This is a genomic window from Lentzea sp. NPDC060358 (assembly GCF_042725365.1).
Lineage (GTDB): Bacteria > Actinomycetota > Actinomycetes > Mycobacteriales > Pseudonocardiaceae > Lentzea.
Window position 1 is genome coordinate 14,036 of record NZ_JBHXCW010000039.1, and the last position, 13,271, is coordinate 27,306.

Sequence of the window (13,271 nt, forward strand, 5' to 3'; positions counted from 1 at the left end):
GGCGGGGCGGCGCGCCTGACTGCGGAAGAACAGAGTGCTCGTCACCGAGAAGTGCGTCCAGACGATAATTTTTATTTTTCCACGCGATATCAACAGATCGACGCGAGGCGTCAACACGCGAAGGCGGGAAATAGTATTAGCGCCTTGACGGGAGCACGCGCGTCCGCCCGGTCAGAGCCAGTTCGCGTCGATTCCCCGAGCCCGCAGTCCCTCGAGCGCCGTCTCGTCGCCCGTGTAGAGCAGCGTCATCGACTTCAGGTGGGGGAAGTGCCGGACGTCGGCGAACTCGTGCACGTCGAACAGCCCGTCCTCGCCGTCCCAGCCCGGCGCGATCTCCAGGTAGATCTGGTTCCCGCCGTCCATGTAGATCTCGGTGACCTTCTCCGCGAGCTCGGCGGGGACCTCGAGCGCCGCGAAGTACGCCAGCGCCTCGGGCACCGCCTCGAATGTCCAGCGGTCGTAGGTGAAGCCCTGCTCTTCGGCGTACGCGCTCAGCTCGAACCTCGGCAGGAGGTCCTGGTTGTACATCAGCTCCTGGACGACGGCGAGCTTGAAATTGGCGTCGGTGAACGAAATCGGCTGACTCATTCCCGGAGCTTAGAGGAATCCTCCCCCGCCGGAGACCGGGCGCGCGGAACCGGCGTGCACCGGCCGGTCGTCGAAGGACGCACCCTTGCCCCGCGCCGGCTCATGCAGCAACGTCGTCCTCCAGCGCAGGCAGGAGCAGGAAGGACATCCATGGGGATCTCACTCGGTGCAGCCGACGTCCTCCCGCGGGACGCGGCGGACGCCACCCTGGTCGCGAGGGTCTTCGACCCCTCCGCGGGCGGCCCCTCGGTCGTGGCGATCCGCGGCGAGGAGGTGGTCGACCTGTCACCGCTGACCCCGACCACGTCGTCCCTGCTGGAGCGGCCGGACGCGGCCGAGGTCGTGCGGAACCACCCCGGCGGCGCGGTGTGGCCGCTCGCGGACGTGCTGGCCGCCACGGCGAACCCGGGCAGCGCCGTCCCCGGGTTCCTGGCACCGGTCGACCTGCAGGTGCTCAAAGCCGCCGGCGTGACGTTCGTGCGCAGCATGCTGGAGCGGGTCATCGAGGAACGGGCCGACGGTGATCCCGCACGGGCCGAGGAGGTGCGCGCCAAGGTCGGCGCGATCGTCCAGGGCCACATCTCGAACCTGAGGCCGGGGTCTCCCGAGGCCGCCGAGGTGAAGCGGGTGCTGCAGGCGGAAGGCCTGTGGTCGCAGTACCTCGAGGTCGGCATCGGGCCGGACCCGGAGATCTTCACCAAGGCACCGGTGCTCTCGGCGGTGGGGCTGGGCGCCGACATCGGCGTCCTCGCCCGCTCCGCCTGGAACAACCCCGAACCCGAGCTCGTCCTGGTGGTCGACTCGCGCGGCACCCCGGTCGGCGCGACGCTCGGCAACGACGTCAACCTGCGCGACTTCGAGGGCCGCAGCGCCCTGCTGCTCACCGAGGCCAAGGACAACAACGCCTCCTGCGCCATCGGGCCGTTCCTGCGGCTCTTCGACGAGGGGTTCACCCTCGCCGACGCCAAGGCCGCCGAGATCGCCCTCGACATCACCGGGCCGGACGGGTTCGAGCTGCACGGCGTGAACCCGGTGTCCGAGATCAGCCGGGAGCTCGAGGACCTCGTGTCCCACGCCTTCGGCTCCCACCACCGCTACCCCGACGGCTTCGCGTTGTTCACCGGCACGATGTTCGCCCCGACCGAGGACCGGGACCAGCCCGGCGAGGGTTTCACGCACAAGACCGGGGACGTGGTCCGCATCTCCTCGCCGCGGCTGGGCGCGCTGACGAACGTCGTGAACACAGCCGAGGACGCGCCGGACTGGACGTTCGGCATCAGCGCGCTGATGGAGAACCTCGCCGCGCGCGGCCTGCTGCACCCGCGCGCGTAGCGTCCGAGCTGCGGCGCGGGTGGCCGGAGCTGTCGCCGGCGACCGGGCTCGACGGTGGGCACGGCGATCCGGGTGACCGTGCAACCGCTGAGCCCGGCCCGGGTCCCGGTGGATCGGCGCGGACTACCAGGGCAGGCCCGCGTCGAGCGCGATGCCCGCGAACACCGCCAGTCCCGAGAAGGTGTTGTTCCGGAACGCCCGCAGGCACTGCGCCGGCTCGCGGTGGCGGATGAGGCGCTGCTGGTGCACGGCGCAGGCCACCGCGCCCACCAGGCCCGCCGCGTACCACGGCCCGAGGCCGAGCTCGAGTCCCACCAACGCCAGCACGCCTGCCATCGCGGCTTGCACCACCCCGATCACGGCGCGGTCCGCCGAGCCGAACAGGATCGCCGTGGACCGCAGCCCGATCCGCAGGTCGTCGTCGCGGTCGGCCATCGCGTACATCGTGTCGTAGGCCGTGGTCCACAGCAGGCCCGCGGTGAACAGCAGCCAGGCCGCCCGCGGCATCCCCGCCCCGTGCGCGGAGAACGCCATCGGCACCGACCACGTGAACGCGACGCCCAGGTACAGCTGCGGCAAAGGGAAGAACCGCTTCATCAGCGGGTAGGTGAGCAACAGCAGGCCGCCCACCAGCGCCAGCACCACGGTTCGTCCATCCAATGTGGACACCAGTGCCAACGCGGCAGCGGCGAGCACACCGGCCACCGCCAGCGCTTCGGCCGGCCGGACCTCGCCGGTCACCAGCGGACGGTCCCGGGTGCGCCGGACGTGCCCGTCGAACCCGCGGTCCGCGTAGTCGTTGACCGCGCAGCCCGCCGACCGGGTCAGCACCGTCCCGGCCACGAAGACGAGGACGACGTGCGGGTCGGGCCGGCCGTCCGAGGACAACCAGAGCGCCCACAGGACGGGCCACAGGAGCAGCCAGATGCCGATCGGGCGGTCCAGCCGGACGAGTCGGGCGTAGGCGCTCACCTTGGTGGCCTCACACGTGTTCACCACGTCGATGATGATCCATCGGCAAGATCGGCCGCATCGGCGACAATTGCCCATATGGACGCGGAAGCGGGGATGTTCGCCCCGGACTCGGTGAGCTGGCGGGTGTTCGGCGAGCACACCGTCGCGCTGGGCGGCCTGCGCAGCCTGTACCTCCAGGCGTTGCACCCCCTCGCGATGGCGGGAGTCGCGCAGAACTCGTCGTTCCGCACGGAGCCCTGGCGCCGGTTGGTCCACACCTGGGGCTACCTGCGCACCGTCCTCTACGGCACCACCGCCGACGCCCAGGAGGCGGCCGGCCGGCTGCGCCGGATGCACGCACGGATGCGCGCGACCGATCCCCGCACCGGGGAGACGTTCCGCCTCGACGAACCGGACCTGCTGCGCTGGGTGCACGTGGCCGAGGTGGAGTCGTTCCTGACGACGGTCCGGCGCGCCGGGCTGCGCCTCACCGCCGCCGAGGCCGACCGCTTCCACGCCGAGCAACGCCGCGGCGCCGCCCTCATCGGCCTCGACCCGGACGCGGTTCCCGGCACGTGCGCGGAGGTGGAGGCCTACTACGACGCGATCCGCCCGCAGCTCCGCCTCACGCCGGACGCGGCCGAGACCGCGGCGTTCCTGACGAAGCTGCCCGCGTTGCCGCAGGACTGGGGCAGCCGGACGCTCCGGTTCGCCGTCGGCACGGCACCGGCGCGGCTGGTCTACCGCGGTCTCGCCGTGACCGCGTTCGGGCTGCTGCCGCCGTGGGCGCGCGAGCTGTACGGGCGCAGCGCCCATCCGGCCGTGGACGCGGTCGCGGGCCTGTCCGTGCGGACCACCAGGCTGGTGGTCCGCGTCGCGCTACCGCCGAAGCTCCGGGTCCCGCCCCTGCGCCGGGAGGCGCTGGCCCGTCACGGCGCCGCCTGAGGGCGGGCCTCCGTCTCGCGCACGGCCTTCACGGGACCGGGGAAGAACATGTTCGTCCTGGCCTGGTAATCCGCGTAGTCCGGTCGCTTGCGCAGGCTGTAGTACTCGGCCGGGCGCGCGCCGGTGTGCTTGGTCAGCGTGACGTACAGCGTCCACGAGACCAGGAGCAGTCCCGCGGTCAGCGGCACCCACACCACGGGCGTCGTGCCGTGGAACCGGGCGGGCAGCGACGGCAGGGCGACCAGCAGCAGCGCGTTCCACTGCATCCACTGGAAGAAGTAGTTGGGGTGCCTGCTGTAGCGCCACAGCCCCCGGTCGCACGTGCCGCGGCCGCCCCTGGCCGCGAACCGCTGCTTCTGGCCGTCCGCCACGGACTCCAGCACGTACGACGCGGCCCAGAGCACGAGCGCGGCGACCGACCAGGCCGACAGCGACCGTCCCGGGTCGGCGGCGACGAGGAACGCGGGAACAGCGAGCACCGACATGTTCGCGAAGCCCTGCGTCCAGATCTCGTACTGCACCGACCACGTCTCGCTGCGGAACCCCTGCCGCTCCCAGCGCCGCCGCTGGTACTGGTACCGGGGCAGCTCGACCTTGGGCGCGCCGGGCTTCCACCAGCCGTGCCTCGCCGTCAGCACCAGGCTCCACAGCCCCATCCGCGCGCCCATGACCACGTAGGCCACGGCCACCGCGACCGTGACGGCGGTCAGCTCGGCGGCCGTGCACACGGTGACCACGCCGATGCCGACCAGCCCCCACGGCCACGCCACGTCGACGTACGACACGTGCCGCGTCAGGTACCCCGGCACCGCCGCCGCCAGCGCGAACACCACGGCCTGCACCGCCAGGTTCCACCGGGCGGCCCCCGCCGTGGCCGGGTCGGCCAGCAACGCGACCGCGACCACGACGAACGGCAGCAACGTCCACACCCGCCGCATGCTCTCTCCTCACACCAGGGTGAGACATTCCATCAAGATGTCTCAGTGAGACACTTTATACATGTTGTCTCACGCCGCGACGAAGGTGGACCTGACCACCGAGCCCGAGGTGGACCCGGTCGTCGCCCACGCCCTGCGCCAGTTCCTGCGCGAGAGCCGCGTCGACATGGGCGAGCTCGCCGCCGCGGCCGGGATCGGCCGGGCCACCCTCTACCGGCGCTTCGGCGACCGCGACCGCGTGCTCGGCGAGGTGCTGTGGGCCATCACGCACCGGGCGTGGGCGCGCCTGTGGCGGGCCAGCCGGCGCCGCGGCGTGGACCGCGTGGTCGCGGTGCTGGACCAGGCGATGCGCGACACCGTCGCCTCACCGGCCCTGCGCGCCCTGCTCGAACGCGACCCCGAGACCGCGCTGCGGGTGCTGACCTCCCGGCAGGGCGTCGTGCAGCACCGCCTCGTCTCCGGGCTGGCGGACCTCATCGGCGCCGCGAAAGCCGGTGGCCCGGACGACATCCCGGCGGCCAAGCTGGCCTACGCCGTCGTGCGGCTCGCCGAGTCGTTCTGCTACTCCGACGTCATCACCGGCGCCCCGCCGGACATCGACGCCGCCACCGACATCATCCGCAAGCTCCTCGCCTGACGGCCCGGACGCGGCCCCGGCGGGCGGTGGCGGGATGATGCCCGGCATGACGCACGCCGACCTCTTCGGCACGAGCCGCGCGCGGTACCTCGGGCCGCTGGACGGGGACGGGGTCCTCTGCGTCGGCAACGCCGCCGAGTGCGACCACTACACCGAGGACGGCGCCGTCCGCGTCCCGTGGGGGCGCAAGCCGCGGCCCGAGGACCTGGCGCGCGTGCGCAGCCTCGCCCTGTGCCCGACGGAGGCCCAGTTGCGCAAGGCGGTGCTGCCCGCCTACCTGCCGGACCTCGTGAACCTGGAGTCGCTGACGCTGCCCGCGCCGCTCGTCACGCACCTGACGTCGCCGGCGCTGCGGTCGCTCGTGATCGGCAACGCCGGCGGGGAGGTCCCGGCCGCCCCGCTCGCCGGCACCGCGGTTCCCGCCCTGCGGGCGCTGATGTGGGTCACGTCGTACACCACGCCGCGACTGTCCCAAGTGGTCGATCCGCTCCCGCCGCTCGAGTTCCTCCGCACCCCGGTGTCCGGGGACGCGGCGGTGCTGCGCCGGCTGGAGGAACTGCCGTCGCTGCGGCACCTGGAACTGGAACACCTGCGCAACGCCGACGTCGTGGACCACCTGGCGGCACCGCTGCGGGTGCTGGAGATCAGCGGCACCGGGCGCGACTTCCCCCTCGCCCGGATCGCCGCGATCCCCACACTGCACTCCTTGCGCCTCAACGGAATTCGCGCCGAGATCGACTGCACGGTGTTCACGGCGCTGCCCGGCCTGGCCCAGCTGACCGTCCTCAACTCGAAGCGGATCACGAACGTCGGCGCGCTGCTCGACTGCCCGAGCCTGACAGACCTAGTGGTCGTCGACTGCGGCAACCCGTTCGGCGCGGACGACAGGGCGCGCTTCCGGTCCCACGGCTTCGCCAGGCTGGGCATCGACCACGCGTGACCGGACCGGTCAGTGCCGGCGCGGCAGCGCGTTGGTCGCCACCAGGCCGAAGGTCGTGCTCGGCCCGACCCGTTCGCCGATCCACTGCAGCGGACCGGCCTGCGTCGACCAGTAGCGGTCGACGCGCACCGAGGAGAACCGCGGGATCAGCAACGCCTCCAGCGCCCGTTCGTCCACGCCGTCGCGCACGACGTGGTACTCCACCATGTCCCCCGGTTTCGTCTCGTCGTAGGCGCCCCGGACGCGGCGCACGAACGACGCGAGCCCGCGACCCAGCCCCGGCCGGCCCAGCCGCCAGGTGAAGTACGCGCCGCGGTCCACCAGCACGGAGGCGCGGGTGCGGCGCGGGTACCACAACGGGTCCTGGTAGCTCACGAACGCGCCACCGGGGGCGATCTGCGACGTGTACTGGCGCACCGTGCCCAGGTAGTCGGGGATGTGGTGCAGCACCGACAGGCACAGCACCACGTCGAACGTGCCGAGCGAGGTCGCGACCGCGCCGTCCGGGTCGTGCCGCACGTGGACGGAGTCGTTGTGCCGGAACCGGTCGGTGAGCTCGATGGCGCTGTCCTGGCTCATCTCGGTGATCCACACCTCCGCGCCGAGGGCGGCCACGTGGTCGGTGAACGCGCCGTGCCCGGCCCCGACCTCCAGGACGCGGCAGTGCCCCCAGCGGTCGAGCACCTCGCGCACGACGTCGCGGCAGACCTCCACGACCCGGTGGTTCAGCGCGCGGTGCCGCAGGTGCGGCGATCCGGCCGTGTAGTCGAATCCGTTCCGGTAGGCCACACTCTGGTGACGTGCGACCTGTTCGGCGATGATCGTCATGGGTTTCCTTCCTCCTGTGCGGTCGTCCGAGAGTGAAGTCCGAAAGGGACAGATGTCATCGACCTTCCGCACCACGTGGGCCGCCGACGTCACCGCGGCGAACGGCGCTCCCACCCGCTCGCCCGTCCGCGTCCTCTGGTTGCTGCTGAGCCGTCCCGGGGTGCTCGCCGTGCTGCTGCTGCGGCTGCAGCAGGTGCTGCACGCGCGCCCCGCGCTGCGGCCCGCCGCCCACCTGGTGCGCTCGTTCGCGCACTTCGCGACCGGGGCCGACTTCGTCCCCGGTTGCCGGGTCGGTCCCGGCCTGCGGCTGGAGCACCCCGGCGGGGTCGTCTTCGGGGCGGGCGCGGTGCTCGGCCGGGACGGGTTCGTCTGCCAGCGCGTCACGCTCGGCGAACGCCTCGGCCGCCGGGACGGCCACGACTACCCGGTGGTCGGCGACGGCGTGTTCATCGGCGCCGGGGCGACCGTCCTCGGTGGAGTGACGATCGGCGACCACGCCACGATCGGTGCCGGAGCCGTGGTGACGGGCGACGTCCCCGCCGGTGCGACGGCGGTCGGCATCCCCGCGCGCACGACGTCCCCGGTCGCGCAGGTCGATCACGCGGCTCCCCCGGCGGCGGCGAAGAACGTGTTGTAGGGCAGCACTCCCGGGACGGCGAGACCGCGGTACCCGTGCGGCGCCACGGCTTCCCGCACGGCGGCCGCGGACTCGGCGGTCGGCGTCTCCACCATCAGCAGCGGGCGGTCGCGCCGCAGCACCTCCTCCGCGCCCGCGAGCACGTCGGTCTCGGCGCCCTCCACGTCGACCTTCATCGCGTCGACCCGGGGCGCTCCCGCCCGGTGCCACTGCTCGTCGACCGTCGTCACCTCGCAGGTGTGCACCGGTGCGCGGCCCGGCGCGCTCTCCGGCCCGTGCAGCCGGTGGGCGAACGCGTCGTCGCCGGTGAGCACGAACCGGGCGGAGCCGGTCGCCCGCCCGGCCGCCGCCCTGATGACCCGCACGTTCGCGCACCGGGCCCGGCGCACGTTGTCCGCGAGGCGGTCCGCGGTGCCGGGCAGCGGTTCGAAGGCCCACACCTGCGCGCGCGGCCGGTGGACGGCCAGCATCAGCGTGAACCAGCCGATGTTGGCCCCGACGTCGAGGAACACCCCGCCGGGACCGGTGGCGCGGGCCAGGACCTCGACCTCGCGGTGCTCGTACCCGGCCGCGATCAGCGACGCCCTGGCCATCGCGCCGCCGGGGTCGAGCTCGATCGCCACCCCCGGCGCCAGCTCGGCCGTGACGGCGGGCAGCGACCGGGCGGGCAGCAGCACGTCGAGCGCCTTCAGCACGGGCATCCGCAGGTTCCCGCGGGTCACCGACACGTGCAGGGAGGCCAGCGCCAGCGTGGCGCGCGACCGCCACCGCGGCGCGGGCGCGCCGTCCCCGAGGTGCAGGCGCGGCCTCGGCAGTGCGCTCACGGCTCCACCCGGCCCCGCCGCACGAAGATCCCGTCGCACTGCAGCATCTGGCCGGTGCGCCCGTCGCGGAAACCGGGTTCGATCGACCACAGGTCGAAGCCCCTGCCGGACAGCATCTCCACCAGCTCGCCCATCAGCAGCTGGCCGGTGTAGAGCGGGATCAGCGACAGTTCGAGCTGCACCGCGGCGATGCGGCCGAGCGAGCGGCTCGCGCCGGCCAGCACCTCGCCCTCGTAGCCCTGCACGTCGATCTTGAGCAGCGTCGAGGGCGCCGTCACGTCGTCGAGCAGGTCGTCCACGGTCGTCATCGGCGCCTCCTCCGCGCCGACGTACACGGACTCGGGCGCCGCCTCGGCGTGGCTGGGCAGCATGTCCAGCACCGACGACGAGTACGAGTTCCCCGCGACGTGCACGGTGATCGTGCCGCGCTGGCGGCCCAATGCCGCGCGCACGACGTGCCAGCGCGGGTCCGTCCTGGCCGCCGCGCGCAACCTCCCGCACGGCTCGGCGAGCGGTTCGCACGAGATGATCCGGCCCCGGTAGCCACCGGAGCGGATCAGCCTCGCGTACTGGCCGGAGTTCGCCCCGACGTCCAGCACCGTCTGCACGCCCGCCCGCTCGCACAGCCGGGCGAGCCGGTGGGCGAACGGGTCGCGGGTGACCTCGAAGCCCGCCCGTGCGGCGGTCCTCTTGACGGCGGTGCGGACGAAGCCGGGCAAGAGCTGGCCCGTGGATATCGGCATTACGGCTCCACGTCCTTCGATGCGGCGAAAAACGTTCTGCGGCAGGGACTGCGGTGTCGAGTGTGGACACAATGGACGGCGTGCCGCACTCCGGAGCCCCGTCGCAGACCCGTTCAGGTGGAAACCACGCGGGGTTGCTCGGCGCTGTGGTACGGCTGGGCGGCGGGCAGCTCTGCGCGCAGGCCCTCACCGGTGTGCAGCTCGTCCTGCTGGCCCGCACCGCCTCCGCGGCCGGCTTCGGCGCCGCCGCCCTGTGGTACGGGTTGGCCTCGATGCTCGTGCCGCTGGTCGACCTCGGCGCCTGCACGCGCCTGCTGCGCGACGGCGGCCGGCGGGGCGCCGCACCGGCCGGTGTGGTCCGGATGTTGTTGCTGCGCAAGACCGCGCTGCTCGCCGGGGTGTTCCTCGTGGCGGGGACTGCGCTGGCGCTGGCCGGGCTGCCACCGCTGCTGCTCGCGCTCGCCGGCGCGTACGGCCTGCTGCGCGCGGCCCTGCTGGTCGTGCAGGCCCGCTGGCAGCTGCGGGGCCGGGCGGGGTTCGCGGCGGTGCTGGTGGTGTGCGAACGTCTCGCCGCCCTGCTCGCGGGAACCGGTCTGCTCCTCGTTCCCGGGCTGCCCGCGGCCGCCGCCCTGCTGGGCGGGCTGGTGTGCGGGAGCGCGGTGGCGCTGGCCTGTTCCGGAACCCTCGGCGACGCCGAGCTCCGCCAGCCGCCGGCGCGCGCCCCGCTGGGGTACGGGATCCGGTTCGCGGGTGCCGCGGTGGCGGGCAACCTCGTGCTGCTGGACACCGCGGTCGTGACGGTGGTGGCGGGGGTGGAGCAGGCCGGGCTGTACTCGCTCGGCGCGCGGTTGCTCGGCCCGCTGCTGGTCCTGGTCTCCGCGGCGGGCACGGCGGTCCTGCCCGCGCTCGCGGCGGGCGCGCGGGGCGCGACCCGGTTGCTGGTGCTGGCGGGCACGGTCTCCGCGGCACTGGTGGCGCTCCTGGCCGTGTGCGCGCCGTGGTTCGTGCCGCTGGTCGCCGGGTCACGCTTCACCGGCGCGGTCCCCGCCCTCCGGTGGTACCTGGTCGCGACGCTCGTCGTCGTGGTGGCCCAGCTGCTGGTGCTGGCCGCTCAGGCACGCGGTGACGAGACCGCGATGAGCGTGCTGCTGCCCGCCGGGGCGGCGCTGGGCCTGTGCGGACTCGGGATCGGCGGCTGGCTCGGCGGCGCCGTCGGCGCGGCCCAGGGCCACGCGGTCGCGTGCGTCCTCGTCACCGCGGCCATCGCCGCCCGCTACCGCGGTCAGCGCCAGCGCGAGGGCGAGCGCGATGTGCCCGCGCGTGGTGTCGCCCAGCGGTGAGAACAGCACGTGCCACCCCGCCATCACGAGCACGAACAGCTCCGCGATGCCGCCGCGGCGCCACGCCCGGACGATCCCGCCGCCGAGCAGCGCCATCGCCAGCAGCCAGAACGGGAGCGCCGCCAGCCCGGCCGTCGCCCAGGAGCCCAGCACGACCGAGTGCAGGTACAGCGTCGCGGGGCGGACGAACGTGAGGAAGTCGTACACCTCCAGCGGGTAGTCGTGCTCCCGCAGCCAGGTCACCGCCTCCGCCTTCGTCTCCGCGGGGACGACGGCGCCGGGCCCCCAGCCGACCACGGGCCGTTCGGCCACGGCGGCGAGCAGGAACACGAAGTCCTTGCGGCCGCCGACGATCAGCCCGAGGTCGCCGTCCTGGAACCCGATCTTGATCTGCTGGTCCGCGCCGAGCGCCCCGCTGGTCGCGAGGGACGTGTAGGCGTGCTGGAGCACGAGCGCGCCGGCCACCACCGCCGCGGCCAGCAGCGCGGCCCGCACCCGGCCGGGCCGCCGCCACGACAGCGGCGCGAACAGGGTGCCCAGCAACGCGACGAACGTGACCAGGGCGAGGACGCGCGAGCCGACCGCGAGGTGCCCGGCCGTGAGCACGAGCAGCAGCAGGGGAAGCGCGTGGCGGCGCGTGTGCGGGGAGAAGCGCTCCGCCGCCAGCAGGACCAGCAGCGTGACCGCCTGTCCCCCGCCGAACTTCCACAGGTCGAGCCCCGCCGCGGACGGCGGCGTGACGAACAGCCCCACCAGCTGGCCCCACGCGAACCCCACGAGCACCGCGCGCCGCGGCCGGGCCCGGTCCGCCTGGCCGCGCGTGAGCACCGAGCAGAGCAGCCCGGCGGTGACCACCAGCGCGATCACCGCGGCGAAGGCGCGCACCGCCGACGGGAGCGGGCCGGGGTGCAGGACCTGGCTGACCGCCAGCCCCGCGAACCAGCACCCCGCCGTGACGGCCAGCGCCGTCCCCCGGCGGCAGCGCGCCAGCGCGAGCAGGCAGGGCGGCGCCAGCAGCACGGCGGCGGCCTCCGTCAGCGAGACGCGCCCGCCCAGCGGCAGGAACACCCAGAGCCCCGCACCGGCCCCGAGAGCGCCGAGCAGCCCGCTCCGGGCATCGCTCACCGGCCGATCCACGTCTTCGTGCGGTGGAAGTACGCCCCGTCGATCTCCCGGATCGGTTTCGCCGGGACGCCGCCGAACAACGTGTTGCGGCGGTAGGACTGCCCGATCGCGGTGACGCTGCCGGCGGCGAGCACGGCCCGCGGCTCGAGCACGCACCCCGCCATCAGCAGGCAGTTGGTGCTGAGGAACGCGTGCTCGGCCAGGACCGCCGGTGCCGTCGTCTGCTTGCCGGTCTCGAGGTCGACGGTGTGCGTCAGCACCGTGCAGCGCACCCCGGCGATCGAGGCGAAGCGGCCCAGCCGGAGCCCGCCGGACGCGTCGACGTAGTGCCTGCTGGTCATCACGGCGTGGTCGTCCAGGCGCACCACGCCGTCGAGACCGCCGCCGTCGCGCAGCGAGGGAGCGGTGGAGAACCAGTTGAACTGGCCGATGATGACGTCCGCGCCGATCTCCAGCGACCGCAGTCCCCGGAACACGTTGCCGTGCCCCACCACGGAACCCGCACCGACGCGCACGGCGGTGCCGCCGACGACGAGGCACAGGCCGATCCGGGCCGTCGGCGCGATGTCGTGGCCCAGCAACCGGAGCACCCGGTTCTTGAGGCGTCCCGGCGGCAACAGCCAGCACGCGGTCCGCACCAGGTCACGCACTCGGTTCGGCACGGGCGGTCCACCTTTCGCGAAAACGGGTGTACGTGGCGCCGAAGCGCAGCCGGGCCGTCGCGACGCCGGCGGCGTGCCACGCGGTCCCGGCGACGGCGCGGACGACGTCGAGCTCGGTGCGGCGGCCGCGCCACCGCACGACGGCGCCCTCGGTGAAGAACCGGCGGCCGAGACCGCCGGACTTGCTGGCGTCGTGGTAGCGCAGCGCCCCGAGCGGGCGGTGGACGACGGCCTGCGCCGTGTCCGCGAGCCTGAGCATCAGGTCGAAGTCCATCACGTAGTGCAGGTCCCGCGAGTAGCCGCGCAGGAGCAGCATGAGGTCGCGGCGCACGAGCATCGCGCCGGAGAACGCGTAGCAGCCCTGCACCAGCAGGCGGCCGCGGTCCAGTGCCCTGGCCGGGCTCTCGCGGACGACCTCTCCCCCGCCGTCGACCAGCCGCCAGCCTCCGACGACGACGTCGGGTGGCCGCGGCCCGCGTCCTATCTCCGCGCGCGCGAGGTCGAACGCGCCGGGCAGCACGAGGTCGTCGGCGTTGACCCACCACACGTAGTCGCCGCGAGCGCGTTTCAGCGCGCGGTTGAGCGCATCGGACTGCCCGCCGTCCTTCTCGTGCACCACCAGCATGTTCGGCGTCCGCGCGGCGTAGGAGTCGAGGACCTCGGCCGAGCCGTCGGTGGACAACGCGTCCTGCACGATCAGCTCGTCCTGCGGCCCGAGCTGGCCCACCAGGCTGTCCAGGCAGGGACGCAGGTACGGCCCCGCGTCGAGGCAGGGCAT

14 protein-coding genes are annotated in these 13,271 nt (G+C 73.6%); 5 read left to right on the forward strand and 9 right to left on the reverse strand.

The window, feature by feature from the left end:
• Positions 1 to 171: 171 nt before the first annotated feature.
• Positions 172 to 588, reverse strand: coding sequence for a DUF6892 domain-containing protein (locus ACFWGZ_RS11590; RefSeq protein WP_382451403.1), 417 nt, complete (start codon positions 586 to 588; stop codon positions 172 to 174).
• A gap of 150 nt (positions 589 to 738) precedes the next feature.
• Between ACFWGZ_RS11590 and ACFWGZ_RS11595 the strand changes: the two genes are divergently transcribed.
• Positions 739 to 1,920 carry a fumarylacetoacetate hydrolase family protein gene (locus ACFWGZ_RS11595; RefSeq protein ID WP_382451404.1) on the forward strand — a complete coding sequence of 394 codons (1,182 nt, stop codon included), beginning with the start codon at positions 739 to 741 and terminating at the stop codon, positions 1,918 to 1,920.
• A 123-nt stretch (positions 1,921 to 2,043) separates the two neighbouring features.
• Here the strand turns inward: ACFWGZ_RS11595 and ubiA are convergent, their stop codons facing one another.
• Positions 2,044 to 2,916 carry a 4-hydroxybenzoate octaprenyltransferase gene (gene ubiA / locus ACFWGZ_RS11600; protein ID WP_382451405.1) on the reverse strand — a complete coding sequence of 291 codons (873 nt, stop codon included), beginning with the start codon at positions 2,914 to 2,916 and terminating at the stop codon, positions 2,044 to 2,046.
• Positions 2,917 to 2,970: 54 nt separating this feature from the next.
• On the opposite strand from ubiA, the gene ACFWGZ_RS11605 reads away from it, so the two are divergent.
• Entirely contained in the window at positions 2,971 to 3,819 is an 849-nt protein-coding gene (locus ACFWGZ_RS11605) for an oxygenase MpaB family protein (protein ID WP_382451406.1), read from the forward strand.
• Here ACFWGZ_RS11605 and ACFWGZ_RS11610 read toward each other — a convergent pair.
• Positions 3,804 to 4,757, reverse strand: coding sequence for a DUF1295 domain-containing protein (locus ACFWGZ_RS11610; protein WP_382451407.1), 954 nt, complete (start codon positions 4,755 to 4,757; stop codon positions 3,804 to 3,806). The two genes, ACFWGZ_RS11605 and ACFWGZ_RS11610, sit on opposite strands and share 16 nt — an antisense overlap.
• Positions 4,758 to 4,818: 61 nt before the next feature.
• Here ACFWGZ_RS11610 and ACFWGZ_RS11615 point away from each other — a divergent pair, with 61 nt between their 5' ends.
• Positions 4,819 to 5,394: a QsdR family transcriptional regulator gene (locus ACFWGZ_RS11615; protein WP_382451408.1), complete on the forward strand. Its 576-nt coding sequence runs from the start codon at positions 4,819 to 4,821 to the stop codon at positions 5,392 to 5,394.
• A gap of 46 nt (positions 5,395 to 5,440) precedes the next feature.
• Positions 5,441 to 6,334, forward strand: coding sequence for a hypothetical protein (locus ACFWGZ_RS11620; RefSeq protein WP_382451409.1), 894 nt, complete (start codon positions 5,441 to 5,443; stop codon positions 6,332 to 6,334).
• A gap of 9 nt (positions 6,335 to 6,343) precedes the next feature.
• On the opposite strand, the gene ACFWGZ_RS11625 is transcribed toward ACFWGZ_RS11620, so the two are convergent.
• Complete coding sequence (locus ACFWGZ_RS11625; protein ID WP_382451410.1) at positions 6,344 to 7,162, reverse strand: class I SAM-dependent methyltransferase; 819 nt, start codon at positions 7,160 to 7,162, stop codon at positions 6,344 to 6,346.
• 52 nt (positions 7,163 to 7,214) lie between these two features.
• Here ACFWGZ_RS11625 and ACFWGZ_RS11630 point away from each other — a divergent pair, with 52 nt between their 5' ends.
• Complete coding sequence (locus tag ACFWGZ_RS11630; RefSeq protein WP_382451411.1) at positions 7,215 to 7,799, forward strand: serine O-acetyltransferase; 585 nt, start codon at positions 7,215 to 7,217, stop codon at positions 7,797 to 7,799.
• On the opposite strand, the gene ACFWGZ_RS11635 is transcribed toward ACFWGZ_RS11630, so the two are convergent.
• The 5 genes from ACFWGZ_RS11635 to ACFWGZ_RS11655 form a co-directional block, all read right to left on the reverse strand.
• Complete coding sequence (locus ACFWGZ_RS11635; RefSeq protein WP_382451412.1) at positions 7,760 to 8,623, reverse strand: FkbM family methyltransferase; 864 nt, start codon at positions 8,621 to 8,623, stop codon at positions 7,760 to 7,762. The two genes, ACFWGZ_RS11630 and ACFWGZ_RS11635, sit on opposite strands and share 40 nt — an antisense overlap.
• The gene (locus ACFWGZ_RS11640) at positions 8,620 to 9,366 is read right to left on the reverse strand and encodes an FkbM family methyltransferase (RefSeq protein ID WP_382451413.1); all 747 of its coding nucleotides are present in this window, start codon (positions 9,364 to 9,366) and stop codon (positions 8,620 to 8,622) included. Before ACFWGZ_RS11640 ends, ACFWGZ_RS11635 begins: the two co-directional genes overlap by 4 nt.
• Before the next feature lie 1,022 nt (positions 9,367 to 10,388).
• Entirely contained in the window at positions 10,389 to 11,831 is a 1,443-nt protein-coding gene (locus tag ACFWGZ_RS11645; RefSeq protein WP_382451414.1) for a hypothetical protein, read from the reverse strand.
• Complete coding sequence (locus ACFWGZ_RS11650) at positions 11,828 to 12,493, reverse strand: acyltransferase (protein ID WP_382451415.1); 666 nt, start codon at positions 12,491 to 12,493, stop codon at positions 11,828 to 11,830. The genes ACFWGZ_RS11645 and ACFWGZ_RS11650 overlap by 4 nt, the downstream gene beginning before the upstream one ends.
• Positions 12,474 to 13,271: a glycosyltransferase gene (locus tag ACFWGZ_RS11655; protein ID WP_382451437.1), complete on the reverse strand. Its 798-nt coding sequence runs from the start codon at positions 13,269 to 13,271 to the stop codon at positions 12,474 to 12,476. Before ACFWGZ_RS11655 ends, ACFWGZ_RS11650 begins: the two co-directional genes overlap by 20 nt.

Coding starts and splice junctions, on each gene's coding strand:
- ACFWGZ_RS11590 (WP_382451403.1), bottom strand. CDS start 588: ATGAGTCAGCCGATTTCGTTCACCGACGCCAATTTCAAGCTCGCCGTC.
- ACFWGZ_RS11595 (WP_382451404.1), top strand. CDS start 739: ATGGGGATCTCACTCGGTGCAGCCGACGTCCTCCCGCGGGACGCGGCG.
- ACFWGZ_RS11605 (WP_382451406.1), top strand. CDS start 2,971: ATGGACGCGGAAGCGGGGATGTTCGCCCCGGACTCGGTGAGCTGGCGG.
- ACFWGZ_RS11610 (WP_382451407.1), bottom strand. CDS start 4,757: ATGCGGCGGGTGTGGACGTTGCTGCCGTTCGTCGTGGTCGCGGTCGCG.
- ACFWGZ_RS11615 (WP_382451408.1), top strand. CDS start 4,819: ATGTTGTCTCACGCCGCGACGAAGGTGGACCTGACCACCGAGCCCGAG.
- ACFWGZ_RS11620 (WP_382451409.1), top strand. CDS start 5,441: ATGACGCACGCCGACCTCTTCGGCACGAGCCGCGCGCGGTACCTCGGG.
- ACFWGZ_RS11625 (WP_382451410.1), bottom strand. CDS start 7,162: ATGACGATCATCGCCGAACAGGTCGCACGTCACCAGAGTGTGGCCTAC.
- ACFWGZ_RS11630 (WP_382451411.1), top strand. CDS start 7,215: ATGTCATCGACCTTCCGCACCACGTGGGCCGCCGACGTCACCGCGGCG.
- ACFWGZ_RS11640 (WP_382451413.1), bottom strand. CDS start 9,366: ATGCCGATATCCACGGGCCAGCTCTTGCCCGGCTTCGTCCGCACCGCC.
- ACFWGZ_RS11655 (WP_382451437.1), bottom strand. CDS start 13,271: ATGCCCTGCCTCGACGCGGGGCCGTACCTGCGTCCCTGCCTGGACAGC.